Origin of the sequence: Candidatus Poriferisocius sp., assembly GCF_965202595.1 — a bacterium.
In the GTDB taxonomy this organism is placed as follows: domain Bacteria; phylum Actinomycetota; class Acidimicrobiia; order Acidimicrobiales; family Bin134; genus Poriferisocius.
Genome location: NZ_OZ241836.1, coordinates 2,445,507 through 2,470,759 on the forward strand (window position 1 = coordinate 2,445,507; position 25,253 = coordinate 2,470,759).

General features: G+C 63.5%; 22 protein-coding genes. 9 read left to right on the forward strand and 13 right to left on the reverse strand.

Translation table 11 applies throughout. The annotated features are described in order from the left end of the window. Positions 1–26: 26 nt before the first annotated feature. The gene (gene dxs, locus ACOGXC_RS11060) at positions 27–1,871 is read left to right on the forward strand and encodes a 1-deoxy-D-xylulose-5-phosphate synthase (RefSeq protein ID WP_419918247.1); all 1,845 of its coding nucleotides are present in this window, start codon (positions 27–29) and stop codon (positions 1,869–1,871) included. Positions 1,872–2,049: 178 nt separating this feature from the next. On the opposite strand, the gene ACOGXC_RS11065 is transcribed toward dxs, so the two are convergent. Both ACOGXC_RS11065 and ACOGXC_RS11070 read right to left on the reverse strand, forming a co-directional pair. Next, a complete protein-coding gene (locus ACOGXC_RS11065) occupies positions 2,050–2,208 on the reverse strand; it encodes a hypothetical protein (protein WP_419918248.1) in 159 nt (52 codons plus the stop codon). Continuing rightward, positions 2,205–2,597, reverse strand: coding sequence for a hypothetical protein (locus tag ACOGXC_RS11070; RefSeq protein ID WP_419918249.1), 393 nt, complete (start codon positions 2,595–2,597; stop codon positions 2,205–2,207). The genes ACOGXC_RS11065 and ACOGXC_RS11070 overlap by 4 nt, the downstream gene beginning before the upstream one ends. Positions 2,598–2,831: 234 nt before the next feature. Here ACOGXC_RS11070 and ACOGXC_RS11075 point away from each other — a divergent pair, with 234 nt between their 5' ends. Beyond that, positions 2,832–3,032 carry a hypothetical protein gene (locus tag ACOGXC_RS11075; protein WP_419918250.1) on the forward strand — a complete coding sequence of 67 codons (201 nt, stop codon included), beginning with the start codon at positions 2,832–2,834 and terminating at the stop codon, positions 3,030–3,032. A gap of 259 nt (positions 3,033–3,291) precedes the next feature. Here ACOGXC_RS11075 and ACOGXC_RS11080 read toward each other — a convergent pair whose 3' ends face one another. Beyond that, complete coding sequence (locus ACOGXC_RS11080) at positions 3,292–4,242, reverse strand: IS1595 family transposase (protein ID WP_419918251.1); 951 nt, start codon at positions 4,240–4,242, stop codon at positions 3,292–3,294. A gap of 299 nt (positions 4,243–4,541) precedes the next feature. Here ACOGXC_RS11080 and ACOGXC_RS11085 point away from each other — a divergent pair, with 299 nt between their 5' ends. Continuing rightward, positions 4,542–5,411 carry a DUF222 domain-containing protein gene (locus ACOGXC_RS11085; protein ID WP_419918252.1) on the forward strand — a complete coding sequence of 290 codons (870 nt, stop codon included), beginning with the start codon at positions 4,542–4,544 and terminating at the stop codon, positions 5,409–5,411. 64 nt (positions 5,412–5,475) lie between these two features. Here ACOGXC_RS11085 and ACOGXC_RS11090 read toward each other — a convergent pair whose 3' ends face one another. From ACOGXC_RS11090 to ACOGXC_RS11110, 5 genes are all read right to left on the reverse strand, one after another. Next, positions 5,476–8,187, reverse strand: a complete 2,712-nt coding sequence (locus ACOGXC_RS11090; protein WP_419918253.1) for a UvrD-helicase domain-containing protein — start codon at positions 8,185–8,187, stop codon at positions 5,476–5,478. A gap of 145 nt (positions 8,188–8,332) precedes the next feature. Continuing rightward, on the reverse strand, positions 8,333–8,956 hold the full coding sequence (locus tag ACOGXC_RS11095; RefSeq protein WP_419918254.1) for a NifU family protein: 624 nt from the start codon (positions 8,954–8,956) through the stop codon (positions 8,333–8,335). Between the two features lie 229 nt (positions 8,957–9,185). After that, entirely contained in the window at positions 9,186–10,451 is a 1,266-nt protein-coding gene (locus tag ACOGXC_RS11100) for a fibronectin type III domain-containing protein (protein WP_419918255.1), read from the reverse strand. Between the two features lie 283 nt (positions 10,452–10,734). Beyond that, complete coding sequence (locus ACOGXC_RS11105; RefSeq protein ID WP_419918256.1) at positions 10,735–11,553, reverse strand: ABC transporter permease; 819 nt, start codon at positions 11,551–11,553, stop codon at positions 10,735–10,737. Next, entirely contained in the window at positions 11,550–12,491 is a 942-nt protein-coding gene (locus ACOGXC_RS11110; RefSeq protein WP_419918257.1) for an ABC transporter ATP-binding protein, read from the reverse strand. The genes ACOGXC_RS11105 and ACOGXC_RS11110 overlap by 4 nt, the downstream gene beginning before the upstream one ends. 154 nt (positions 12,492–12,645) lie before the next feature. On the opposite strand from ACOGXC_RS11110, the gene ACOGXC_RS11115 reads away from it, so the two are divergent. Continuing rightward, entirely contained in the window at positions 12,646–13,365 is a 720-nt protein-coding gene (locus ACOGXC_RS11115) for a crotonase/enoyl-CoA hydratase family protein (protein ID WP_419918258.1), read from the forward strand. A 96-nt stretch (positions 13,366–13,461) separates the two neighbouring features. Next, positions 13,462–14,259: a maleylpyruvate isomerase family mycothiol-dependent enzyme gene (locus ACOGXC_RS11120; protein ID WP_419918259.1), complete on the forward strand. Its 798-nt coding sequence runs from the start codon at positions 13,462–13,464 to the stop codon at positions 14,257–14,259. Positions 14,260–14,405: 146 nt separating this feature from the next. Here the strand turns inward: ACOGXC_RS11120 and ACOGXC_RS11125 are convergent, their stop codons facing one another. The 3 genes from ACOGXC_RS11125 to ACOGXC_RS11135 form a co-directional block, all read right to left on the reverse strand. Further along, complete coding sequence (locus ACOGXC_RS11125) at positions 14,406–16,328, reverse strand: flippase activity-associated protein Agl23 (RefSeq protein WP_419920067.1); 1,923 nt, start codon at positions 16,326–16,328, stop codon at positions 14,406–14,408. Positions 16,329–16,356: 28 nt separating this feature from the next. Then, positions 16,357–18,279, reverse strand: coding sequence for a hypothetical protein (locus ACOGXC_RS11130; RefSeq protein WP_419918260.1), 1,923 nt, complete (start codon positions 18,277–18,279; stop codon positions 16,357–16,359). A 97-nt stretch (positions 18,280–18,376) separates the two neighbouring features. Beyond that, positions 18,377–19,249, reverse strand: coding sequence for a transglycosylase family protein (locus ACOGXC_RS11135; RefSeq protein WP_419918261.1), 873 nt, complete (start codon positions 19,247–19,249; stop codon positions 18,377–18,379). A 118-nt stretch (positions 19,250–19,367) separates the two neighbouring features. On the opposite strand from ACOGXC_RS11135, the gene ACOGXC_RS11140 reads away from it, so the two are divergent. Beyond that, positions 19,368–20,369: a ferrochelatase gene (locus ACOGXC_RS11140; RefSeq protein WP_419918262.1), complete on the forward strand. Its 1,002-nt coding sequence runs from the start codon at positions 19,368–19,370 to the stop codon at positions 20,367–20,369. An 88-nt stretch (positions 20,370–20,457) separates the two neighbouring features. Here the strand turns inward: ACOGXC_RS11140 and ACOGXC_RS11145 are convergent, their stop codons facing one another. Together ACOGXC_RS11145 and ACOGXC_RS11150 are read right to left on the reverse strand one after the other, a co-directional pair. Next, positions 20,458–21,141 (reverse strand): TIGR00266 family protein, encoded by a 684-nt coding sequence (locus ACOGXC_RS11145; RefSeq protein ID WP_419918263.1) that lies wholly within the window; start codon positions 21,139–21,141, stop codon positions 20,458–20,460. 97 nt (positions 21,142–21,238) lie between these two features. Beyond that, positions 21,239–22,807 carry a long-chain-fatty-acid--CoA ligase gene (locus tag ACOGXC_RS11150; protein ID WP_419918264.1) on the reverse strand — a complete coding sequence of 523 codons (1,569 nt, stop codon included), beginning with the start codon at positions 22,805–22,807 and terminating at the stop codon, positions 21,239–21,241. 52 nt (positions 22,808–22,859) lie between these two features. On the opposite strand from ACOGXC_RS11150, the gene ACOGXC_RS11155 reads away from it, so the two are divergent. From ACOGXC_RS11155 to ACOGXC_RS11165, 3 genes are all read left to right on the forward strand, one after another. After that, on the forward strand, positions 22,860–23,348 hold the full coding sequence (locus tag ACOGXC_RS11155) for a nuclear transport factor 2 family protein (RefSeq protein ID WP_419918265.1): 489 nt from the start codon (positions 22,860–22,862) through the stop codon (positions 23,346–23,348). Positions 23,349–23,458: 110 nt separating this feature from the next. Further along, complete coding sequence (locus ACOGXC_RS11160; RefSeq protein WP_419918266.1) at positions 23,459–24,400, forward strand: SDR family NAD(P)-dependent oxidoreductase; 942 nt, start codon at positions 23,459–23,461, stop codon at positions 24,398–24,400. 32 nt (positions 24,401–24,432) lie between these two features. Continuing rightward, on the forward strand, positions 24,433–25,191 hold the full coding sequence (locus tag ACOGXC_RS11165) for a glycosyltransferase family 2 protein (RefSeq protein WP_419918267.1): 759 nt from the start codon (positions 24,433–24,435) through the stop codon (positions 25,189–25,191). Positions 25,192–25,253: the final 62 nt, after the last annotated feature.

A 25,253-nucleotide genomic window follows, 5' to 3' on the forward strand; every position in this document is an offset into this window, starting at 1 on the left:
GAACCCCCCGAACCCATGGGAGGGACATGGGCACCAACCACCTCCACAGGATCAGTTGTCCGGCCGACCTGCGCCGGATGAGCGCTGATCAGTTGACCGAACTGGCCGGGGAGATCCGCCAGTTCATTGTCGAAACGGTCCAGACCACCGGAGGCCATCTGGGCTCCAATCTGGGCGCGGTGGAGCTGACGCTGGCCCTGCATCGGGTGTTCGACTCCCCCCGGGACATCATCCTGTGGGACACCGGCCATCAGGCTTACGTTCACAAGCTGCTGACCGGAAGGGCGAGCCGGTTCGACACTCTGCGCCAACCCGGTGGCCTGTCGGGATACCCCAGCCGGGAAGAATCCCCCCACGACTGGATCGAGAACAGTCATGCCTCCACCGTTTTGGGTTATGCCCACGGTCTGGCCACGGCCCAGCAGTCGGAGGGTGGCGACCAGCGGCGGGTGATCGCCGTGGTGGGCGACGGTTCCCTCACCGGGGGCATGGCCTACGAGGGGCTCAACAACTTGGGGCACTCGGGTCGAAGCGTCACCATCGTGTTCAACGACAACGGACGGTCATACGCTCCCACGGTCTCCCGGCTGTCGGAGAGCCTTATCAAGGTCCGCATGGACCCCAGGTATGTCCGCACCGACAATCAGGTTCGCAAGGTGCTGAGGGACATACCCTGGGTCGGCGATCTGGCCGGCCGGGCCCTGGGAGCCACCAAGGCGGCCGTGAGAGAGATGTGGGAACCTCGCACGTTCTTCGACGAGCTGGGCATCCGTTACTTCGGCCCCTTCGATGGCCACGACATGGCCGAGTTGGAGCGGGTGTTCAGCCGGGTGGCCAAGCTGGAAGGTCCGTGCCTGGTGCATGTTCTGACCCAGAAGGGTCGGGGATACGCCCCGGCCGAGAACGACCCGGTGAAGAACATGCACGACACTTCGTACGCCAAGCCGGGCAGCTACACCGAGGCGTTCACCGAGGCATTGATAAAGGAGGCCGAGGCCCGGCCCGAGCTGGTGGCCATCACCGCCGCCATGCCCGACTCCACCGGGCTGCTGCCGTTCGCTGAACGATTCGGTGCGCGGTGCATCGACGTGGGCATCGCGGAGCAACACGCGGTGACCGCAGCCGCGGGCATGGCCATGGGCGGGCTCCGACCGGTGGTGGCCATTTACTCAACGTTTTTGACCAGGGCCATCGACCAGGTGAACCTGGATGTGGGCCTGCACAACCAGCCCGTGGTGTTCTGCCTGGATCGGGCGGGCATCACCGGCGACGACGGGCCGTCACACCACGGAGTACTGGACATGGTGCTGCTCACCAAGGTACCGGGCATGACCGTGTTGGCACCGTCGTCGTACCAGGAACTCCAGCAGATGCTCCATGATGCCCTGGAGATCACCACCGGCCCGGTGGCCCTACGCTGGGCCAAGACCGCAGCCCCCTCTGTGCCCGATGACCAGGTGGGCTACGGCCTGCGGGGCCGCAAGGCCCGGGACGGCACCGACGTATGCCTGCTGGCCGTGGGCAAGATGCTGGCTGCCACCACCGAAGCCGCCGACCTGCTGGCCGCCGAAGGCATATCGGCCACGGTGTGGGATGTCCGCTGCGTCAAACCGCTCGACCCCGACATGCTGGCCGATGCCGCCACCCACCGAGCGGTGGTGACCATCGAGGACGGCTGGCGCGAGGGCGGGGCCGGTAGCTCCATCGCCGACCACCTGGCCCACTCCGGCAACAACGGCCCCGTGCCTGCCATCCGGGTATTGGGGGTACCCAACCAGTACATCCCCCACGGCAAACCCGATCAGATCCTCGCCGACTGCGGCCTGGACGCCCCCGCCATAGCCACCGCCGCCCGCCAAACCCTCACCTAGCGCCGGCCCCGCTAAAAACTCTGTGCCCTGCTAAAGGGAACTACATACGTAGGTTGGCAACACTGAGCTTAAGCGGTGCTTTCACCCTCAAAACCCCAGCTACAAACCTTCTATCAACCCAAATATACAATTCCCTTTATTTTTGGGGATTACATACTTAATTACCCAAAGGTGGGGTTTAGGTGGGGTCGGTGGGGGTTTGGCGGTCTTGGGCGGTGTGGCCCTCCAGGTACCGCCATTGTTGTTTGGGTGGCTGGGCGAGGATGGCCCGCGCGATGTTTTCGGGGGTGTCGTCGATGGGGTCTGGCATCGTGCGGGGGGTGCGGTGGCGAGTCATGCAACTATGCTAGCCCGCCGATGCCTGTAGATGCCTACGCCAGCGGAGGCGGTTAGAGCGATTCCAGCGATGAGCACGAGGTACAACCCTTCCCCGACCCTGACTAACCCCTCCGAGTCATCTGTTAGGCTTTCTATGTCACCGATGTAGTAGAGGGCGATGAAGGCGATGATGATGCCGCACAGGGTGACCAGGACGGCCATCCAGAGTTTGCGTCGGGCTGCGAAGCCTGCCGTCAGCATCAGCGCTACGGCAGCGACCACCACCACGATCACACCATCTCCTTCGGCACCAGATACGGAAATGAAGGCGACTTTGGCCCAGGGCAGGAACGCTCCGATGCCTGCTGCGACGCAGGACAGGCCAGCGGTCCAGTCGGCAACGGTCATTTTGGGGGATGTTGTCATGGGAGGCTCCCTTCGGAGAGTCGAGGTTCGTTTGCTGTCGAACGCCATGACGGTGCCGAAGGGAGCCAGGGGTGATCCCCGGCTCCTTCACGTCATGGCTTGTTTTCGACAGCACCCGGCAAACTAGCCCAACCGACACGGCGTGTCCATCCGACTGGCACTGACCCCGCAACCCCGCTACCATCCTTGAGGCACCCATCACCCCCAGGAGACGTAATGAGTTCAGAAACAACCCTAGAGAGGCGATCCAGCCGCAAAGCTCTCACCTATGCTGAGGAGGCAGAGATGTGGGCCGAAGCCGACAAGGAAATCCGGCGGCTGCACGAAGCGGGGGAACTGGGCCGCAACGCCGCCAACGGTGCTGAACTGCGCGCCAGGATGGAAGAGGCAGCGAGACGCTGTGGTGTCTGCCTTTGATGCCCTATTGGCGATGGGAGCGGGATAAAGAGTGCATTGAAGAATGGGCAGAAGGCCACGCCCCTAACGAGGTTAGGGAAGTCATAGATGTCGTAGATCGGGTTACTCAAAACAGCCCAGATAATTGGCCCGGCACCATAATACGCGACAGCCCATCCGAAGCATTTAGAGAACTTTGCGTGGGACAAGCTGTCATCAAGTTCACGGTCTGCGACTCGTTCGCGCGTGGAATTCTCTACATGGTCTGCATTCAAGACGTTTAGTTGGATATTAACATGTCGTAGGGGAGCCGCCGCCCGTCGAGTTGGGCGGCCATGCGTTCCAGTTGGTCTGCGGTGTGCATGGGCCGCTGGTTGTGTCTGCCCGCGAACTCCGCCACGTACCGGCCTAGATGCTTCGGGCTTACCTGGTGGTAGGTGCCGTGGTAGCCGCGTTTGAGCATCGCCCAGAATGATTCGATGCCGTTGGTGTGGGCTTGCCCGTCCACCCACTCCCCAACCGAGTGGCGCACCGTTCGATGGGCAAACCCGAAGCGGGGTAGATGCCGGTAAGCGGCGTGCTCGTCGGTGAACACCATAGCCCCCTCCGCCGTGGTGTCCTTGACCATACCCACCAGGATCGGAGCTGTCGTGTCCCCCACATGTCTGGCCGCGATTTTGCCGGTCGCCCGGTCTCTGGCCCCGGCCACAACCTCCTTGCCCACTATTCCGCGCCCTGCGTTCAGCTTCTTATGGGCGTGTTTGTTGGCTTCCTTGCCGCCCACGAACGTCTCATCCACCTCCACCGGCCCGCAAAACGCTTCGGCCTGTCCATCCACCCAAGACTCGCGAATGCGATGGGCCAGATGCCATGCCGTCTTCTGCGTCACCCCAAGATCACGGTGCAACTTCATAGACGACACACCCTTCAAGCTGGTGGACATCAGATAGATGGCTAACACCCAAAGCCTGCACCCCAACTTCGACGCGTGCATCAACGTCCCGGTCTTCACCGAGAAATCTTTGCGGCAAGCCCGGCACCGATACGGTTGCGGCTTACGTGTCGCTCGCTCTTGCACATTGGCTGACTGGCAATCTGGGCAGCGCACCCCGTCGGGCCACCGCTGTTCAACAAACCACCGTTCCGCAGTCTCATCGTCTGGGAACATCTCAAACAGTTCCACCAAACTGATCCCCGTGCGATCCGCGCGACCTGGAGCTTTCCCCTTCATTGGCTGCTTCCTCTCTTGACTAGCTGTACACTCATTAGGAAACACTTTACCCGAAGGGTGTGACAGTTACCCCCACCCACCCACCAATGCGGGTAATTAGGTATATAATCCCCTTATTTTTACCCTTATCTTTATCTTTATAATAAGTCAGGGGGGTAAGTGTCACTGGGGTTGGTAGACTTGTAAACATGGCAGTTGAACCCATCAGCCAACACAGACACCTAAACAAAACAACCCAGCATGAAGCAACCCAGAGTTGTTGTGTTTGCCCTTGCTGTGGCGGTGTTGATTATTCCAGCATGGATTCCGGTGAGGTGGAGATAATCGGTTTAGCCATAACCCAGGATTTGGACGAGTTCAAAAAAACCGTGCTCCACAAAGAAGACCTGCGCCGCAGCGACGAAGCCCCCACCCGCATTGAACGCCAGCGTCGCCGCCGCAAAGCCGTGGTGTTCAACGGTGACGACGACATGGTCATCCTTCGCGCCGAACTCGACAGCATCTCCGGTGAGCGGGTCAAAACCGCCCTGGATGATTTGTGTGACCGCATGTTCCGCGACGACTTCCAAGCGGGCCGCGACCGCACCCACAAGCAACGCTACGCCGATGCGCTGGTGAGCCTCATCACCAGCACTGCCACCCCAGCCGGCGACAACCAAACCGACCCGGCACCGCAAGCCACCACCCTTTTGGTCAAGGTTGACTACGACAACCTCAAAGGCCAACTCAAAGATGCCGGCCTCATCGACGGCACCCCCATCAGCGTAGACGAGCTACGCCGCATCGCTTGCGATGCCGGGGTGGTACCAGCCATCTTCAACACCAACGGAATGCCCCTATACCTGGGCCGCAAGCAACGAGCAGCCTCCCAAACCCAGAAACTGGGCTTATATGCCAGGGACCAGCGCTGTGTGGGATGCCGACTCAGAGCCACCGCTTGCGAAGTTCATCACATCTTGTGGTGGGAACAGGGCGGAACCACCAACATCGACAACCTCGTACTGCTCTGCCCAAGCTGTCACACCAAAGTACACAAACACGGTTACACCATCACCACCGATCCCAAAGGCCGACACCGACTCAAACCCCCACCCCCGCAAAGGCCTCCTTCCCCAGGGGGTACATCCCCCAGAATCACGTTTCTACCAAAACGGGGCAACTCCATTTAGGTTCACATCAGAAATCGGGCAAGGGTAGATCGCCCATCGTCCTGCGTCCAGGCTTCTTGGCTGATCAGGGGAACTCACGGAGAACTTTTTTGATGTCTTCACCATAGGTATCGAGCTTGGCGGGACCGATACCGGAAATGGCTAGAAGTTCGGCATTGGTGGTTGGACGGCGAGTGGCCAGCTCTACCAGGGTGATGTTGCTGAACACAACGAAAGCGGGCACACCATCAGTTCGACTGCGTTCAAGCCTCCAAGCCTTCAGGGCTTTGAACGCAGCTTCGCCTACGATGTCGTTGGGGCGTTGGAGCTTGGGACGCGGGGTTGATTTTCTGGGGGCCGGTTCTACTGGTGTTACCGGCCGGGTTCGGGCGGCCCGGTCGGTGGAAGACACCGGGTTCGATTCGGGAGGGGGCCGGTAGCGAGCATCGAGTTCTTCCAGAAAATCAGTAGGCGGGTCGCCGCATATGAGGGTGACCGATTCCGAACATCGGGTGAGGGCCACGTGGAACACCCGCCGCTCCTCTTCCAGGTCTTTGGACAAGCGGTGGGGCATCAGCCCCTTGGAGGCCTCATAAATAATCACGTGGGGCCATTCGAGGCCCTTCACCTTGTGGATGGTGGCCAGCCGGATGCCCAAATCGCTCCCGCCCCCACCCATCAGCCGGTCGGTCAGCCATTCCCGGAAATCGGTGGGGTCGGGATGCAGGTGCGCCACCGAGATGAGCGCTCGCAGGTCGTCGCCGTGGGCTGACCGATCCACCGAACGGCGGGAGGTGTCCAGCCGGGTGTCCAAGCTCCGGCCGAGACCCATCTCGTCCCGCACCGTCTCCAGCAGGAATCTGGTGGTGACATGATCACCGCCATGCCGGGTTCTCAACCGCAGCGTGTTGATGTCCTTGGCCAACTCCTGCACCTTCTTTGAAGAACGTTCATCCTTGATGCGGCTTGCCAGGGCCTTCATCTGCGAGACGCTCTGCTGCTCGGCGATCCACTCTATGACCCGGGGGGAGATACCTCGGGGCGGGCGGCGGGCCGCTTCTGCCAGCGCCCGGGCCGGCAGACCCCGCTCGGGAGCGGTGGCAATGTCCAACCAGGCCAGCGCGGCGGCCACCCCGGTGCGCTCCAAGAACCCGCGGCCCACCGGGCGGGTGGACAGCACCCCCATCTCCCCCAGAACGATCTGAGGAACCAGCAGCGTGCTGTTGACCCGGGTCAGCACGGCAATGTTCTGGGGATCGGTACCGGCTTCGAGCAAGGACTCAACAGCTTGCCGCAGCTCCGGCGCTCCGTCCGGAGCCGTAAGCACGGTGAGGGGCGGAACCTGATGGAAGCTGCCGGAGCGGTTGAGGCTGGAACTATCGGGGCCAGAGCTATCGCCATGATCGGGCTGATCCTGAGCTGCGGTGATCCGCTTGTCGATGCGCTGATGGTTGTGGGACAAAAGGTTGGATGCCGCATCCACCACTTTGGGAGGGCAGCGGTAGTTGACATGCAGTTCGTGACGCTGGGCTCCGGGGAAGAACCTGTCGTAATCGATCAGCCACTCCGGGGAAGCCCCCGAATAGCCGTAAATGGTCTGGTCGTCATCGCCCACCCCGAATACATCGGCCCGGGGCCCGGCCAGTAACCGCACCAGCAGCAGGTGCGCGGGGGTGAGATCCTGGAACTCATCCACCAGCAGGATTCCGCACGCCCGCCGGGCCGCGGCCCGGGCCTCGGGATCAACAAGCAGGATTTCGATGGCCCGAATGATCTGCTGGTCGAAATCCACCAGGCCCCGAGCGTCGAGCAGATCAACGTACTGGGGAGCGATCTTCGAGAAATCCGGCACATCGGGCTGGAAGTCGCGCTCCACCTCCTCGGGATCCCGCAAACCCAGCCGGGACGCGCCCAGCGCTTCGATCCAGGGAGCAATCTGGTCGGTCATCGCCCGCCGCTTGCGGGGCACCATGCCGTCGAGCAGGTCCCGCACCCCCCGCTCCTCGACCACCTCCACCCGGCCGTGGTTACGGGGGCGAGCAAACGGGCCGGTGCCGTTGGCCACCGCCAGCGCCAAGCTGTTGAGCGTGCGCACCTCCAAACCCGGTAGATCGGCGGTGCGTTCGGCCATCTCGGCCCGAGCCCGCACGTTGAACGCCACCAGGCAGACCGCCCGGGGATCCACCCCGAGGTCGCGCACCAGGTAGCGGGCCCGTTCGGTGAGCACCCGGGTCTTGCCCGAACCGGCCGGGGCAACGATGCAGGCCCCACCGCCCCGGTGACCGACCGCGGCCATCTGGTCGTCGGCAAGATCGGCTTGGGGCAGCACTGAAGCCACGGGTTTCAAGCTCCCAACAGCCAGATTTACCGCCGGAACCAACCCGGCACCCAGCATTTCGGGGCTGAATACATCGAACGGTCCACCGTCGCACCAGATCGGTCCGGCCCCGGTAACCACATCACCGGGCTCGCCCTTTGCAGTTGGCCGGGCCCCCAGCGCCACCGCCCGCTCGGCCGGCTCGAACCGGGGCCGCCGGGGATCGCGCCAATCCACGGTGTTGGCAACCAGAAGATGGCAGAACACCTCGGGCGGCATGGTGAACTTCGGGGTCAACTCCCACCATTTCCGCGGCATCACGGGCTTGGCCTCCGGCAAGTCGCCGTCCAGCTCGATCACCAGCGGGGTACGCCCCACCCACGCATCCCTCAGCTTTAGCCCCACCTCACGGCTGAAATCGCCGGCCCGAACCACCAGCCGCTCACAATCCTCCCAACCCGCAGGAGCCGGCTGCCCCACCCCAACAAGAGCGCTCCGGCCCAGGCAACGAGGAGCAGGAGAACTCAACGCGTATCGCTCGTGGACAATGGTTTGGGGCGAGCACTCACCGGCCGGGAGGCTGAGGGAGGTTCAGATACGAGCGAAGTAGGGGTGACGAAAAGGCTCAGGTACGAGCAAAGTAGGGGTTGTCGCCCGCCGCATGGTCGGTGGTATCCACCACATCGGTGATCTCGGGGATGGCCTCGGTGATCATCACGGTAATACCTTCCCGCAGGGTGGCCGCGCTCATGGCGCAACCCTGACAGCCACCACCCATGGTTATGTAAGCGGTGGAGCCGTCCACCCCCATCAGGTTGGCGAAACCGCCATGGGAGGCCAGCGAGGGGTTGATGTGCTGGTCGAGGAGCTGCTGAAGCTTTTCGGGCACCGTACCGGTGAGTTGCAGGTCGGCCCCGGCCAGAAGATCGGGCTTGTTGGGGTTGCGGATGACCAACCCACCTTGCATGGGGTTGTTGGGCAAGTCCAGGGTTGCCCCGGTCAACGCCTCGACCGACTCCTCGGGGATCATCACCGTGAGACCCCCGGCGATGATGCTGCGATGGCCCTCCTCACACTGAGCCAGCTCCTCGAAAGCCAGATCGTAGGTGTAGTCGGAACCGCTGACCCCGGTTACCTCGATGCGCAGGCCGAGGGACTCGGAGTCACCCTCGTTGGACCGGATCTCAAGCACCTTGGCAATGGCCGCCTCGGTCACCTCGAACAGTTGGGCTTCAACGGTTTCACTCACGATCACCAGCCTACCCGACCCTGACCCCGGACTTCATGTCCCGAACCTGGAAAACCTCCACCGGCCGATCACGGATACCTATAACCGACCATCACGGTAACCGGCCATCACGGTCGATCCGTCGCAATCGCCAGTGTCGCTTTGGTATTCGACGAGGACAGGCCGAGCGCTTCCAACCCGCCGGCTACACCAGCGAGCCGGAAGCTCCGGCCCTCGCGTTACCCGCCTGTTAAATCCGCCATGTGAAGCTATTACCTGTGGACCACTTGTTGTCACACGCCATATAGGTTACCGCGAAAACCGTCACCCGTAGCCTGGACCCAGTTCCCAGGTTTTCGCCACTAAAATCAATGACCTTTGACAGGCTCGCTTCAGAGGAGGTGAAAAACACGTCGGCGATCATCTTACCTGTATTCAGATTCTCTAAATAGTACTTGTAACCTATCGTTGTATTGGCATGGTTACCACCGCTATTAGTATAGGTACAGCGGATATTAGAGTTGCCATTAAGGGGCTTCATCCAGTTAATAGTCACCTGGTTGCTAGTACTGGTGTTTACCTGCAAACTCCTCACCGGGTTAGGAGCGAGTAGCTTATTAGGTGAAAGCGCGTCAACCGTTCCCGCGGAGGATGTAGAGGTCAAGAACCTAGTTGTTGCCCGATTAGCGGAGTAGTTCCCACAAGCCGAGCCAAATGCATAGACCTCAGCCGTGTACCAGACACCCGCGCTCAAACTACTCACAGACCAACTGGTAGCACCCGTGATAATCTCTGACTCCTTAGCCACAGGTTCCGGATGCCCCAGTTTTGAATTTTCATACACTCTAACCAGATACCCGGTAGACGGGCAGTTACCACCCACACCACTACCGCCACTGGACCAAGAGATAACTGCCGTGTCATTGTCTTTCTGGACAGTAAGGCCAGACGGCGTACTCGGCCTAACCGGTTCCGAAACCTGAAGCTGATACTGAGGTGGAGTAGGCTCAGCTTGAACAATGATCTCAGTGGCAACAGCAGGCTGTGTGGTGATCACGGGGGCACTATCGTCATTGATGATAGTACCGGTAGCTTTGAGTTTTCTTTTACCACCAGCGAACTTTACTCGAGGGTCGTTTGTCCGCAGATTGCTCAACTTCAAGATCAGCGTCTCGTCTTCTTCGACAACCGTGTCGCCCAGCACTGATACTGTGACTGTCTGAGATAGATCAGCCCCCGTAGCGTTAGCTGGGAACACAACCTGTCTGAACCTGTAATAGTGTATAAAGTCCCGACCGGCTCCGTAGCCTCCTGTAGCTGTGCGGGACTTAGCCTCCGCGCTGACTCTCACCTCGTGGCTAGGAGAACCACTCAACGTGACAGTGAAATTCATGTCAGTCTTACTGCTGTCCCCCTCAGCCACGCTCACATCCGACGTGGAAATCGTCAGCTCAGCCCCAGTGGGCGGCAGCTCCTGGCTAGCCGCACCACTCAACCCGAAAGCAACAACGGTCACCAACAAGCCCGCAACGACCACCAACCACGAGGCCGACCGCCGGGGGGGACCACTCATCTCGGTCCCATACCGTGATCCACAACTATTCAGCATCAAATGCTCCTCTCTCCATCGGTTTGAATATGGACACCGGGCAGCGTCCAGGAAAAAGCTACCTCTCACCCCCCCCCCCCCCCCGTCAAGTCAAGTCGGCTAGAACCACCAGCGAAACCAGCACCGCTTCAACCCGAGGTGGCATGGGACCCGACCCAACCTCGGCGGATACGGCCCCGCAACGATCCATTCAACCTCGGCGGATACGGCCCCGCAACGATCTAAAAGCCAGCGTCTGAGCCAAAAGCCCCACCACCGCCAGGGACAAAAGCGCCCGGCCCAGCGCCCAGCCGTCCCAGCCCGAGAACAACGAGCGCATACCCTCCAAGGCATAGGTCATGGGGTTGAACCAGGTGATGGCGGCCAGCCAATCGGTCATCACTTCCCGGCTCACCCAGGCGGTGGTCAGGAACATGAAGGGGAAGAACAGCAAGAAGCTGGAGTTCACCGCGGCGGGATTCCCGGTGCGCAACGCGATGGCGTAGGGAAACCCGGTGTAGGCCAGCCCCCACAGCGCGCCGATCAGCACGAACACCACCAGGCCCGGCAACCCGGTGGCCCCGAAGCTCACGCCGATGGCGAACCCCAGCACGATCACCGGCACCGACATGACCACGAACAGCGTGAAGTCAGCCACCATCAGCCCCAGCAGCAGGGCGTGACGGTTCACCGGGGTCATGAGCAGCCGGTCGAAGTATCCCTCGGAGATGTCGGTCACCAGCGAGTTGGCCCGGGACATGCCGGTGACCGCGGTCATTATCGCCACCGGAAGCTGGAATGCCTTGTAGTCGATACCCGAAACCGCCTCACCGGCCAGGTTCTGGATGGCCCCGATGGTGACCACCAGGAAGAACAGGGGAACCAGCATGGCCGGGACGATCGCCTCCAAGTCCCGGGGCAGCAGCCGCAGTGCCCGGCTGGAAACCGAGGCCATATCGGTGAAGAACCCCGACGGGCGAGCCCCGATCACCGGGGTGGCCGGGCGGGCGGGCGGGGCCGTCCCGCTCATTCCTCCACCTCTATCCGGGCCCCGGTGAGTTCGAGGAACACGTCATCCAGCGTGGTGGGATGAATCGACAGGTCGGACACCTCCACGCCGGCCGCCGCCAGCGCCACCGCCACCGGGCTTATCACCGAGGCCCCGTCGCCGGTGGCCGCACTCACCTCGTTCTCGTAGATCTCGACGTTGTCTATGCCCGGTACTTGACCTATGGCCCCGGCCGCCACTTCGGGGTTGCCGACAACCCTGACCACCACCACGTCGGAGCCAACCGTGCGCTTGAGATCATCGGGTGTCCCCTCGGCCACGAGGCGGCCCCGGTTCAAGATGCCCACCCGGTGGGTCAGCACGTCGGCCTCCTCCAGATACTGGGTGGTGAGGAAGATGGTCATGCCCAGCTCACGGTTCAACCGCCGGATCTGCTCCCATACCGTGGCCCGGCTGATGGGATCGAGCCCGGTGGTGGGTTCGTCCAGGAACAGAACCCGGGGGTTGTGCATCAGCGCGGCCGCCAGATCCAAGCGACGCTTCATGCCCCCCGAATAGGTGGACACCCGCCGGTCGATGGCATCCATCTCCAGCAGGGGAGCCAGCTCCTCGATGCGAGCGGCAATGGACTTACGCTCCAGGCCGTAGTATCGCCCCTGGAGAATCAGCGTTTCCCTCCCGGTCAGCTTACCGTCGAGGGCCGCCTCCTGGAGGGCTACCCCGATGCTGAGCCGCACCCGGTCGCCCTGGGTGGCCACGTCGTAACCGGCGACCGAAGCCGTCCCCGAAGTCATGGAGGCCAGCGTGCACAGCATCCGCACCGCGGTTGACTTACCCGCACCGTTGGGGCCCAGAAATCCGTAGACCTCCCCGTCCGCAACCTCCAGGTCCAGCGAGTCCACCGCCACCACCTCCCCGTAGGTTCGGCGCAAACCGTGAACGGAAATAGCAGATGCCACGGTTGATGATCCTAATGCTGCTGATCCTGGTTACCACCGCCGTTTCTAATGCTGCTGATCCTGGTTACCACTTACAATCCAACCACCCGAACCCACCTCATGGTTGCTGCTGATCCTGGTTACCGCCGCCGTTGGTGCGGTAGGGTCATCGCCCATGTCGGAGACAATCAGCGCCTCGGTCGGCTACGAACCGGTCGGCGATGTCGCCATCATCCGGCTGGATGACGGCAAGGTCAACGTACTGTCCCACGAGGTCATCGCCGGCCTGCACTCAGCACTCGACCAGGCCGCCCGGGAGGCCAGGGCAGTGGTGATGATGGGACGCCCGGGCCGGTTCACCGCGGGCTTCGACCTGAAGGTGATGGAGTCCGGCCCCGAAGCGGCCCGAAACCTGTTCCGAGCGGGCATGGACCTATTTCTCAAGCTGTACGAGTTCCCCATCCCGGTGGTGGCCGCCTGCACCGGTCACGCCCTGGCCGCCGGAGCCATCTGGTTGATGAGCTGCGACGTGCGCATCGGCGCGGACGTACCGGCCAAGATCGGGCTCAACGAGACCGCCATAGGCATGGTGCTGCCCGCGTCGGTGATCACGCTGGCCCGGGATCGGCTCTCCCCCCGCCACGTTCACTCCTCGGTGTTGCTGGCCCGGCTCTACTCACCGGCAACAGCGGTGGATGCGGGCTATCTCGACCGGGTGGTGCCCGACGCAGAGTTGGAGGAGGCCGCAACGGCCGAGGCCGCGGGGCTGGCCGAGAGTCTGTCGCTCAAGGCTTTCGCAGCCACCAGGCGCATCATCCGGGGCCCGGTTGCCGATGAGATACACCGGCTGCTCGACAACGACACCCAGTCGTTCACCGTGGGCCTGACAAAATGAGCAGCTCTGAGGCTCGGAACCGTGCCCGCGGGTGGGTTGGCAGCATGAGAGGCCTGACAAAATGAGCAGCAATCCATCCAGCGGAGGGCCACCGGAATGAGCGACCCGGTAATCGAGTTGCTGGAATCGGTCTGGGACTCCATTGCCGGTCTCGGTGCCGATCTGAGCGACGAGCAGTGGGACACGCCCACCGAGTGCCCCGGCTGGTCGGTGCGCGACCAGGTGAGCCACATCATCGGCACCGAGCTAATGCTGGCCGGGATGAAAACCGAGCCCCCCGCCGGTGAGGGCGGATTGAACGACATCGCGGCGTTCAACGAGGCTCAGATCGCTCCCCGGCGATCCCGCCCCGGCCCGGAGGTGCTGGCCGAGATGGTGGACATCTGTGGCCGGCGGCTGGAGATGCTGCGAATCATGCCCGCCGAGAAGTGGGACGAGATGGGCTTCACCCCGATCGGCAAGGCCCCGTACCGGACGTTCATGCACATAAGGGTTTTCGACTGCTGGGCCCACGAGCAGGACATGCGCCGGGCGCTGGACATACCCGGTCATCTGAGCGGCCCGGTGGTTCAGCACTGCCTCGACTGGCACGCCCGCAACATGGGCTTCGTTGTGGGCAAGAAAGCCGGCGCTCCCGAGGGGAGCAACGTGGTCTTCGACATCGATGGCGATGCCGGCAGCCCCCGGGGTGTGGCAGTTATCGATGGCCGAGCCAAGCCATCGGCCCCGGCCCCCCACCCCACCGTTACCGTGCATACCGATGTTGATACCTACAACGCGCTGTGCTGCGGCCGCATCGATCCAGGGGCAGCACTGGCAGCCGGGCTGGTAACCGTGGGCGGCGACACCGAACTGGGAAAACAGATTGTGCTGTCACTTCCCTACGTGTCGTGAGTTGGAATCCCCAGTCGCGGTCCCGACCAATCACCCCGTGGCTGGCATCCAGACCCTACGTGTCGTGAGTTGAAACCCCTGCAATCATCCCACCGTTACCATCCAATCCCTACGTGTCGTGAGTTGAAACCCCCGGTCGCCGGCAATCACCCCGTGGCCGCCATCCGGGATTCCAGGTTGAGAGCCCGGTGGCTTACCGATAGGTCGAAGTCTGAGCTACCCAAAACCGAGTCGTTCCAAACCTCCCGATCCACCAGCCAATTGGCCCAACCGGAGAACCACCCGTCGTGATAGGACGAGAACTGGGGTGCCCACCAGTCCCGCAGAGGTAATCGGGTGGTCTGGTAAAGGCCCGGATCGGGGAGCGACTCGAGGACGTTGTTCGACGGCAGGTGCAGGACAAAATCGGCGGTCGGCGGCGACGCCGAGTTGGCGGAAACCCACGTAAGGGCCTCGTAGTCCCGGAAGTACCACAGGTTGGGCACACCCATAGCCACGTCTATAGCCACCGTTACCGGACCCTCATCGATCGACCGGCTGTACTCGTCGAGTGCTTCGATGCGTTGCACAGTGCTCACGTACTCATGGGTGGTGTGAACCTGGGTGAGCAGTTCCCGGGGGTCGCGCTGATTCACGTAGTTGGCGGTGTAGGAGGTGTACAGCGTGGTGACCAGAAGCCCCAGCAAAACCACTCCGGCTAGACATGTCCCCGCTCGGCGCAACCCGTTGAGGCGCGTCCCCACCCAACTTCGCGCCTGCCACAGCACCTGGATGCCGTAACCGGCCAGAAAGCTCATCGGCACCAGAAGGTGCAGCGTCAACCAGGGGAACCGCTCGGCGGCCCAGGAGTACGACAACCAGCTCGCCCCGGCGGTCCACACCATGAACTTGCCGGTGAACGTGGGGTTGCGGAATACGTGGACGCTGCCGATTACCCCCAGCGCGCACACCAGGTACTCGTACAGCGGGACGGTGTACAAGTAGTAGTACCACGGCTCGCCACCCCGGTTGGTGCTCTGCTCGCCCCGCCAGTAGGTGATGCCCTCGGTGAAACCGTCCCAAAAGCCGTCCATCTGAGTGAAAAAAACTGTGAACCACAAGGCGAAGAACACCAGGAACACCGCCGCCGCCAACATCCACCCCCAAAAGGGCACGCTCCGCACAATCCGCACCGTGGGCAGCCCGCCGATGGCCCGGAACCCGGCCGGAGCCCAAACGGCCGCCACCAGCAGTATCCCGTAGATACCCAGTGTGATGAAGATCTCCAGATCGAACAGGGAACTGACCACGTATGCGACCCCCATGGGCACCAGCCCGGCGGGCAGCATCCACGACCACCCGGTCGACCCGCCCCTTGTGCCTGGGTTTGGGGGAGTGGCCCCCCGCGAGCGACCGCCCGATGGCCCCGAGAAATCCGTGCCCGTGGCTCCGGAAAAGGCCTGCTCGGCCAGCAGGGCCAAGAAGAAGGATCCGAAGATGAACAGAACGATGAACGTGGTTTCCTTGACCGCGAACCCGGCGGCCAGCAGGAACCCGAGCAGGGAGGGGAACATCAGCAGGGGGCGGTCCATGAACCTTACGATCACGACCATCATCGCCAGCGTGATCAGGGCAATCAGCGCGTCCTCCCGACCCAGCCGGGTCATGTACAGGGCAATCGGGCTGAACGCCAACACCGCCGACGCGGTCAAGGTGGCGACCGGGCCCAGGGATCGGCGCAGGAACCACGGCAGAACGATCAGTCCCACCCCAGCCAGAACCGAAACCAGGCGGGCGGTGGTGTGCGACTCCCCGAATGCCCAGAACACCCCCCCGGTCAGGTAGAACCGCAGCGGCCCGTGGTACACCGGGTCGTACCCTTCATAGGTACCCTCCAGGAACTTCCACGAGTACCAGGCATCCAGGCTCTCATCGTGATGCAGCGGGCGTTCGGCCAACTCGACGAGCCGCAGGACCAATCCGGCCACCGCCATCGCACCAATGGCAATGGCCAGCGCCGTCTCGGGTCGACGGTGCCAGAACTCCAGAAGGTTCCTACCCCCCGGGGACCCCTCCTGCTCGCGGACCATCGCCGGCACTGCTCAATTCACCTCGGGGTCAGTTCACCCTGTAGATGGTGTACTCGCCCTGGGCGAAGGCCGGGGTTCCCCGGGATGCCCAGAACGACTCGTTGACCCCGGCACGACGCTCGATCGGCCCGACCACCACATAGTCCACCCCGTAATCATCCAGCAGTTGCTCCGTGCCCGCCGAGCCACTCAGCATTGTCCGGGCATGGTCATGGCGTTCCCCCCAGTCGATGACCCCGAGGTCGTTTATCCAACCGGCGTATCCCACCACGGTTTGGCGACCGCTGAGCGCCGGCACCGGATGGGTGTGCTCGAAACCGATCAAGAACACGCTGCCGGGTGGGGTTTGATCCCGGGCCCACTCCCCGGCGGCCACGCCATCGCCCGAGGCTATCGGATGGGGCCACGCGTTTACTTCCGGATCCACCGCCTTCCAGACATCCAGGGCACCGGCAAAAGTCAGGGCGAACAGCAGCACGGCAACGCCGGATACCCCCCAGTTTCCGATTGAGGCAAGCCGCGCCAGCACCGCGGCCACCAGTAGCGAACCAAGCAGGATGAACGGCACGAACCAATGGGTGTTGTTCCAGGGGTGCGATGGGGCCACATGCACGAAATTGGGCACTATCAGCCAAAGCCACAAGGGGATGGATGCCCACAACAGGGTGCGGGGCAGCGTGTTCCGCCACAGTTGCGCCACCAGCACCAACACCAGGAAAACCCCGGCGTTGCGCCACCAGAAGGTGAGCAAGTTGTCCGGATCGATGGAATACGAAGGGGGTTGCATCCACGGGCCGTCAACCCACCACTCCCACTCAATGGTTGTGTTCAGGGGTTTGATCCACAACGCCACCGGTACGGAGAGAATCAACGCCGGCAAAGCGAACCAGAGCCACTGCCGGCGACGGTCGAACACCGCCCAGATCAGCCCGAGTCCCAGAGCCACTGCGAAGGAATAAACGTGGAACAGGGGCATCAGCCCCACAATCAGCCCCGTAGCGGCGAACAAGCGGCGTGATCCCGATTTGTGACCCTCCCGCAACAACATGACGGTGATCAACAAGAGCGAGAACCCCGCCAATGTCGGGCGCTGGGGAAAGAGGTTGCCGGTGACCGCGTTCTCCATGAGGATGTTTCCCTCGTGGTGGCGGGTGTAGTCGGTGGGCAGGTTCCAGATGACACTCCAACCGCCCTCGGCCACATCCTCGAAGAAGCGAAGCCACCCCAAACCGCCGAACAGGGTGAACACCATCACCGCGAGCGCCGCCGGTGCCCGGCTGTCGAACAGTCGCACTCCTACCAGGTACATGACCGGCACGAACGCGAACGCCAGATAGCCCGAAGACACCTCCAAACCGCCGAAAGCACTCAACCCGGCCCGGTCGAGCATGGCGGCAAAGAAGTCGATACCGAAGTGGTAGGGCAGCCGGTCCACCCCGGCGGCTGTCGGTAACTCCGGGGGGAAATTCTCGGCGTGGGCGAACGAGGAGGCGTAGATGAGATGGGCCTGCCAGTCGGTGTAGGACGAGAGGTGGCCGGCCATCACGCCGCCGGAGCCATCGGGCAGGTAGGCCCGGTTGAGGATGATCACGGTGAGCACCCAGGCCGGAGCGGTCAACAGGAGAAGGGGTGCCGGGTTATCCGGGTGGTAGATCGAACGCCCCAGACGGCGCCTGAAGTGGCGGCACTCCCCGCCGATGTATCGAACACCGGTCCGCCAACCGGCCACCGATATCGCGGTGGCCACCAGGGCAGCCCCGGCCACCACCCAGCCGTTCAGCGCTCCCCACACCCACCCGGTGGCATAACCGATCAGGGTCACCGCCACGAACCCCAGCACCGATCCGTAAGCCACCCGCTCCTCGACGCGCAGCTTCAGCCCGGTCAGATAGGTGAGGCCGATGCCTACGACCACACAGTTGGCAAGAAACAGAGCGACCCAGAAGATCATTCGCTCACGAAACTAAACCCGGACCAAAGCCAGCGGCAACCATCCCCAAGACCGAAGCAACCTCAAGGCCGGGGCAACCCCAAAACCGGGGGCGGAACTAGGGCAACCAGCGGCCGCAGTAATCCCGGGGCCAGGGCTGGGCTCCCCTTCGGGCGTACAAAAGGCGGGCTCGGGCATCCTGCTCCTCGGGCGGGGCGTGAGCGGGATTGCCGGTGCCCCCCACTGTTCTCCATGTTCGGGGCTCGAACTGGTAGGCACCGTAGAACAGGCCATTGGAACTCTCGATGCTGTAGTTGTTGCGGGATTCGCACCACCGGAGGTTGTACCAATGGCGCTCGGTGGGCTCTATCCATCCGTTGGCGGCCAGCTCGCGGTCGGCCAGATCGTTGATCTCAGCGATATACACCACCCACTCGGCCGCAGCCACCGATTGCTCCGCGTCAACGAGACGGTCGTTCAGGTACGGGACGGCGTCGCGGAGTCGCCCGATGCGAGCCTCCGTTCGCTGCCGCTCCCCGGGTACATCACCAGTGGCAACCAAGGTTCCGCCGACCACCTCGGCCACCTCCGACAGCAGGGCATTGCGCCAGATGGCATCAGTGGCTTCGGATACCCCCAGGACGAACACCAGATCCTCGAGATGGCCCCCATGCATGTACTCCTGCACGACCAACTGCCGGGCCTCCGACTCCAGCAACCGCCTGCCGGTATCAGCGTTGCCGAGCTGATCCAGTCGACCCATTTCGTGGTTCAGCTCGCCAGTGATGCGGCTTATGGCCCCCTGCACGCTGTCACGGGCCGCCACGGCGGTCTTGAGGTCCTGGCGGGCCCGATCCAGATCACGCCACGCCGGCTCGGCCGACTCGACCGCTACGGGCAGGACCGGATCGTCGCTTCCCTGGATCTGCCCGAGAGCAACCCCGCCGGCAACCGCCAGGGTGGTGGCCACAGCACCGAGAAGAACTGTCAATCGACTGCGTTCTCGAGCCCGCAAACTCTCTCCCAAGTCCGGTTACCCTCAAAATGGGTTCACACCACTACCTTGCTGGGTGACAAAACCCCTACCCCGTTACCAAACCATACCGACTATGCCCACCCCACCCTCAACCGCAATACCTGGATCCGACCCCGGAGCGCTCCTGATCGTGTCGTTCGGAGGCCCCGAGGGGCCCGACGATGTCATGCCGTTCTTACACAACGTCACCCGGGGGCGGGGCATCAGTGACGAACGGTTGGCCACGGTGGCCGAGCATTACTACCTGTTCGGCGGCATCAGTCCCATCAACCAGTGCAACCGCGACCTGATCGCCGCCCTGGTCGGCGAGCTGTCCGGACGCGGGGTGGAGATTCCGGTGTACTGGGGCAACCGGAACTGGACCCCCATGCTGGCCGACACCTTGGCCCAGATGCGCGACGACGGCATCACCCGGGCAATAGGGTTCGCCACCTCGGCCTTCGGTTCCTACTCGGGCTGCCGCCAGTACGCCGAGGACATCCACCGGGCCCGGGCCGCGGTAGGTCCCGGCGCACCGATCGTCGACAAGCTGCCCCCGTTCTGGGAGCACGAGGGCTTTCTGTCGGCCATGGCCGGTAATCTGGCGACCGCCCGAGGGGCAGAGCCGAGTGCCCCGGTGGTGTTCACCGCCCACAGCATTCCCCACTCCATGGCGGCCACCGCTCCTTACGAGTCCCAGCTCCACCGGGCCTGTCTCGAGGTAGCTGCCCGCACCGGGACCGACCAGTGGTCGCTGGCCTACCAGAGCCGCAGCGGGCCGGCCCGGGTTCCATGGTTGGAACCCGACATAGGTGACGAGCTGGACCGGTTGGCCCAAAACGGGGCCGGCGCGGTGATCGTGGCCCCCATCGGTTTCGTATCCGACCACATGGAGGTGATCTACGACCTCGACACCGAGGCCCGCCGGCGAGCCGACTCCCTGGGACTCCGGTTCACCCGGGTCCCCACCGTCGGCACCCATCCCGCATTCGTGGCCATGATCGCCGACCTGGTGCTCAGCCCCCCACCCCCACCCTGCCCCCCCAACTGCTGTTTGCGGGAGTCGCTTTCCGTCCGGGAGTTCACACCCGAATAAAACCAATTTATAGCGATCTGCGCGACTTTTAAAAGAATCTGTTAAAAGCCGTGCAGATCGCTATATCTGCCCGGGGCGTTCCCCGGGGTTACTCGCGGGAACCGATCTCGGTGTTGATCCAGGCTAGGAGCTGTTGCTGGTTGCGGGTCTGGGTCAAGATGTCGCCGGGGCCGGTGAAGTGGAACACGAAGCCCTCACCCGACTTCATCGACTGGATCGAGCGGCCCTCCACCGCCCGGCGCAGCTCGTAGCTGACCGTGTCGGGGAAGGCCAGCATGTGGCTGGTGTCCACCACCACCGATTCGCCGGCTGCCAGCGATATCACATCGATGGCCCCGTAGGAGGCCACCACCACCTTGCCGGTGCCCTCGGCGTGGACCATGAAACCGCCCTCGCCGCCGATCAGCGACTTGAACCCGCTCCACTTGGTGTCCACCACCACCGAGGCATCGGAGGCCAGCCAGTTGCCCCGCTCGATCACCCACGCCTGCGAGCCGTCCAACTCCAGCACCCGCAGATCGCCGGGCAGCTTGGCGGCCACATCCACCCAACCCCCTGGGGCCGGGGCGGTGAACGTGGACAGGAACAGCGACTCACCCCCCAGGATGCTCCGCTTGAGCCCCTTCAACACACCCCCATCCACCTTGGCCTCCAGCGACATCCCGGTGGAATGGGCCGACATGGCCCCCGCCTCGACCTTGACCTGCTCCCCCCCACTCAGAACGCACCGGGCGACCGCAAAACTGGGGGCATGACGTATCTCAACCTGCATGCCCACCAGCCTACCCACCGGAGGCTCGGAAGCGGGCCAGGGCTGGCCAATGGGTCGGTACGGAAGCGGGCCGGGGCTGGCCAATGGGTCGGTACGGTTACCCGACGTTGCTGTCCCGGTCCTGCCAGTAGGGGGCTCGTAGCTCCCGCTTGAGCACCTTCATGGCTCCCGATAGGGGCAGTGGCTCCGAACGGAACTCCACCGACTTGGGCACCTTGTACCCGGCAATGGACCGGCGGGCGTGCTCGCAAACCTCCTCGCTGGTCAACTCCTGACCGGCGACGGGAACCACCACGGCATGCACCGCCTCCCCCCACAACGGATCGGGAATGCCGATCACAGCCACCTGGGCGACGCTCGGATGGGTGGATATGGCGCTCTCCACCTCGGAGGAGTACACGTTCTCGCCCCCGGAGACGATCATGTCCTTCACCCGGTCGACCAAAAACAGGTACCCGCCCTCGTCGAGGTAGCCGGCATCGCCGGTGCGGTACCAGCCGTCCCGGAAGACCTCGGCGGTCGCCTCGGGCTTGTTCCAGTACTCCTTCATGAAGTTGCCGCCCCGGGCACACACCTCACCGATCTCGCCATCGGGCAGGACGTTGCCGCCTTCGTCGCGGATCGAAAGGTTCACCCCGAGCAACGGGCGACCCACCGACCGCAACCGGGGGCTACCGATCCGATGGTCCTCGGGAGACAGGAAGGTGAGCACCGATGAGCACTCGGTCATTCCGTAACCCTGAAGCAGGCTCACATCCGGCAGGTGCTCCAGAAGGTGATTCAGGATGGCCTCGGGCATCGGTGAGGCCCCGTAGATCAGCTCGCGCAGAGAGCCCAGCCGGTCGGGCCGGTACTCGGGGTGCTGGATGCACATCCCGATCATGGTGGGCACCATCACCGTCTGGGTGACCCCCTCGGCCTCGATGAGGTTCATCACCCCGGCCGGGTCGAACGCGGGAATGGTCACCATCTTCGACCCGGTGGCGGGGATGGACAGCAGGCTGGCCATGGAAGCGGCATGAAACAGCGGGGTCTGGCTCAAGAACACCTCGCTCTCCGACAGGCCACCCAACCCGATGGCCACGTGATAGATGTTGAGCATCTCGGCCCGCTGCTGGATCAGCACCCCCTTGGGCCGGCCGGTGGTGCCCCCGGTGTACATGAGCACCACCGGATCTTCCTCCTCCGGCTCCGGCGGTACGACGTTGTCACCCGCGGCGATCAAGTCCTCGTAAGCCACATCGTGGGGAACGTCACCTTGTCCCATGAGTACCACGGTGCGGATGGGGGTGTCGCCGGCGGCTTTCATGGCCTCGACGAAGGGTCCGGCGAAGAAGGGATCCACGAACGCCACCTCGGTGCCCGAGTCCCGCACGATGTAATCCAGTTCGGGGCCGGCCAACCGCAGGTTCAGGGGGTTCACGATACCCGCGCCCAGGTAGCAGGCATGGTACAGCTCGAGGTAGGCGGCGCTGTTGAGGGCCATTACCGCCACCCGGTCGCTCTTTTCGACCCCCAGCTCGCTTCCCATGGCGTTGGCCAGCCGGGTGACCCGCTCCCCGTGGGCCTCGAAGCTCACCCGGTGGCTGCCATCGACAACCGCCTCCTTTTTGGCGTACCGTTCCACCGCCGGGTAGAACAACCGGTGATATACCAGCTCTTTCATGGGGCCACCGTAGCGCGAGGACGGCGGCCCGGATGGGGAAAACGGAGGCGAGATGAACATGGAAGCTACGGTGGGCTGGCTGAAGGATCGAGAGCTCATAAGGGATTTGCCCTTGCGGTATGCCCTCGGGGTGGATCGAATCGACTTCGACCTGGTGCGCTTCAACTTCCACCCCGACTGCCAAGTTAAGGGCACGGTGGTGTCCGGGCCGCTGGACCCATACCTGGACTGGACCGAAGCCGAACTGCGCAAGTTCGACTCCACCCTGCACGTGATGGGGAACCAGTACGTTGAGCTGGACGAAGGTGCCGACGAGGGCCGCATGGAAACCTACGCGGTGGCCTACCACATGCGCCCCGAAGAATCGGGAGTTGATGATCTCATCCTGGGCTTGCGCTACTGCGACGATGTGGCCCGATTCGGGGATCGCTGGCTCATAACCGCCCGCACCGCGGTTCCCCAATGGGTTCGGGGCCCGATCCCCAACGCCCCCGAAGAGCTGAAGAGCAAGTGGCACGGAAAGACCTTCCCCAGTGTCTAGCAGGAGCGGGCCGACAGACCTTCCCAAGCGTGCAGCAGGAACGGGGGCCGACAGAACTTCCCCAGTGTCTAGCAGGAACGGGCCGACAGACCTTCCCAAGCGTGCAGCAAATGGCAATGAGTGATCGACCGGTGGCTTTTGTCACCGGGGCCAGCCGGGGAATCGGCAAGGCGTGTTCGGTGCATCTGGCCCGGGTGGGCTTCAACGTGGCGGTGTCGGCCCGCACCGTGCAGGACGGGGAACAGCGGGAGCACTCCTCGACGGTGAAAAGGTCGGACACCTCCCCCCTGCCCGGCAGCCTGTCGGCCACCGCCGGCCTGGTGTCCGAGGCGGGTGCCGATTCGCTGGTCGTGGCCGCCGACCTGCTCGACTTCGACTCCCTGGTGGCAGCGGCAGAAACGGTGCTGGAACGCTGGGGGCGGGTGGATGTGCTGGTGAACAATGGCCGCTACATCGGACCCGGCCATATGGATCGCCTGCTGGACACGCCCATCGAACTGCTGGATGCCCATCTCAAGGCCAACTGCCTGGCCCCCTTGGTGCTCACCAAGACCTTGCTGCCCCAGATGATCCAGCGGGGTAGCGGCACAATCGTGAACATCACCTCGGCCTCGGGCTATGCCGACCCCACCACCGCGGCCGGTGACGGGGGCTGGGGCATGGGCTACGGCATCAGCAAGGGGGCCTTCCACCGGGTGGCCGGCTTTTTGGCCGTGGAGCACGGCAGCGACGGCATCAACGCCTTCAACGTGCAACCCGGCTACATATCCACCGAGCGCATCGCCCAGGACATGGCCCGGTTCGGCTTTGACGACACCGGCCAGCCTCCCGACGTTATCGGCGCGGTGGTGGCCTGGCTGGCCACCGACCCCGAGGCCCGGCAACTCAACGGCACCAACGTGGAAGCCCAGTTCTTCTGCCACGAGCGGGGCCTGCTGGCGGGCTGGGACGGGCCGGAGCCCAACACCGCCGCCATCAGCTACGACCTGAGCGGGGCCATACTGGCTGAGCACGAAGCCCGACTACTCGCCCAGCGCACCCCGGAGGCGTGACCGCCGAACCTCCCCCACCGGCGGATAAACCCATGACCTCCGAACCTCCCCCACCGGCGGATAAACGGCTGGATCTTTGTGCGGTCATGCCGGTGTACAACGAGGAGGGGATCATCGCGAAGGTGGCCGAGGATTGGCTCGGAGTTCTGGGCCACCTGGGAATCCGGTACGAGCTGGTGGCCATTGTGGACGGGGCCACCGACGCCAGCGAGCAGATTTTGCGTTCGATGGCCGAGCAGCATCCCCGCCTGGTGGTGGATGTCAAGGTGAACAGCGGGCACGGCCCCACAATCCTGAGGGGCTACCGGCGGGGGGTGATCACCGCCGACTGGGTGTTCCAGACCGACTCCGATGACGAGATGCCCGCTGACGCTTTCGGCGAGCTGTGGAACCTTCGCCATGAGGTGGACGCGGTGATCGGCATCCGCACCAACCGGAACCAGTCGGCGGGCCGGCGGGCCATCTCCCGGGTGGCCCGGCTCACCACCCGAGCTGCTTTCGGCTGCCGGCTGGCCGACGTGAACTGCCCCTATCGGCTGATGCGCTCGACCGTGCTGGCCCGATTGTCGGCGCTCGTGCCCGACGACACCTTTGCCCCCAACGTGGTGATCTCGGGGCTGCTGGCCCGATCCGGGACCCGGCTGGCCGAGGTGCCCGTGCCCCACCGGGATCGCACCACCGGGCAGATCTCCATACTGGGCCTGAGGGCGCTGCGAGCCGCCGCGGTTTCTTTCGGCCAGACCGTGCGGCTCAGTCGTATCCCCATCCCGCCCACACCGGCGAGCAACTGACTTCCAGCTCGCGTTGCCCTGAATCAGGCACCCCCATCCCGCAACGATGATTTACCCATAAT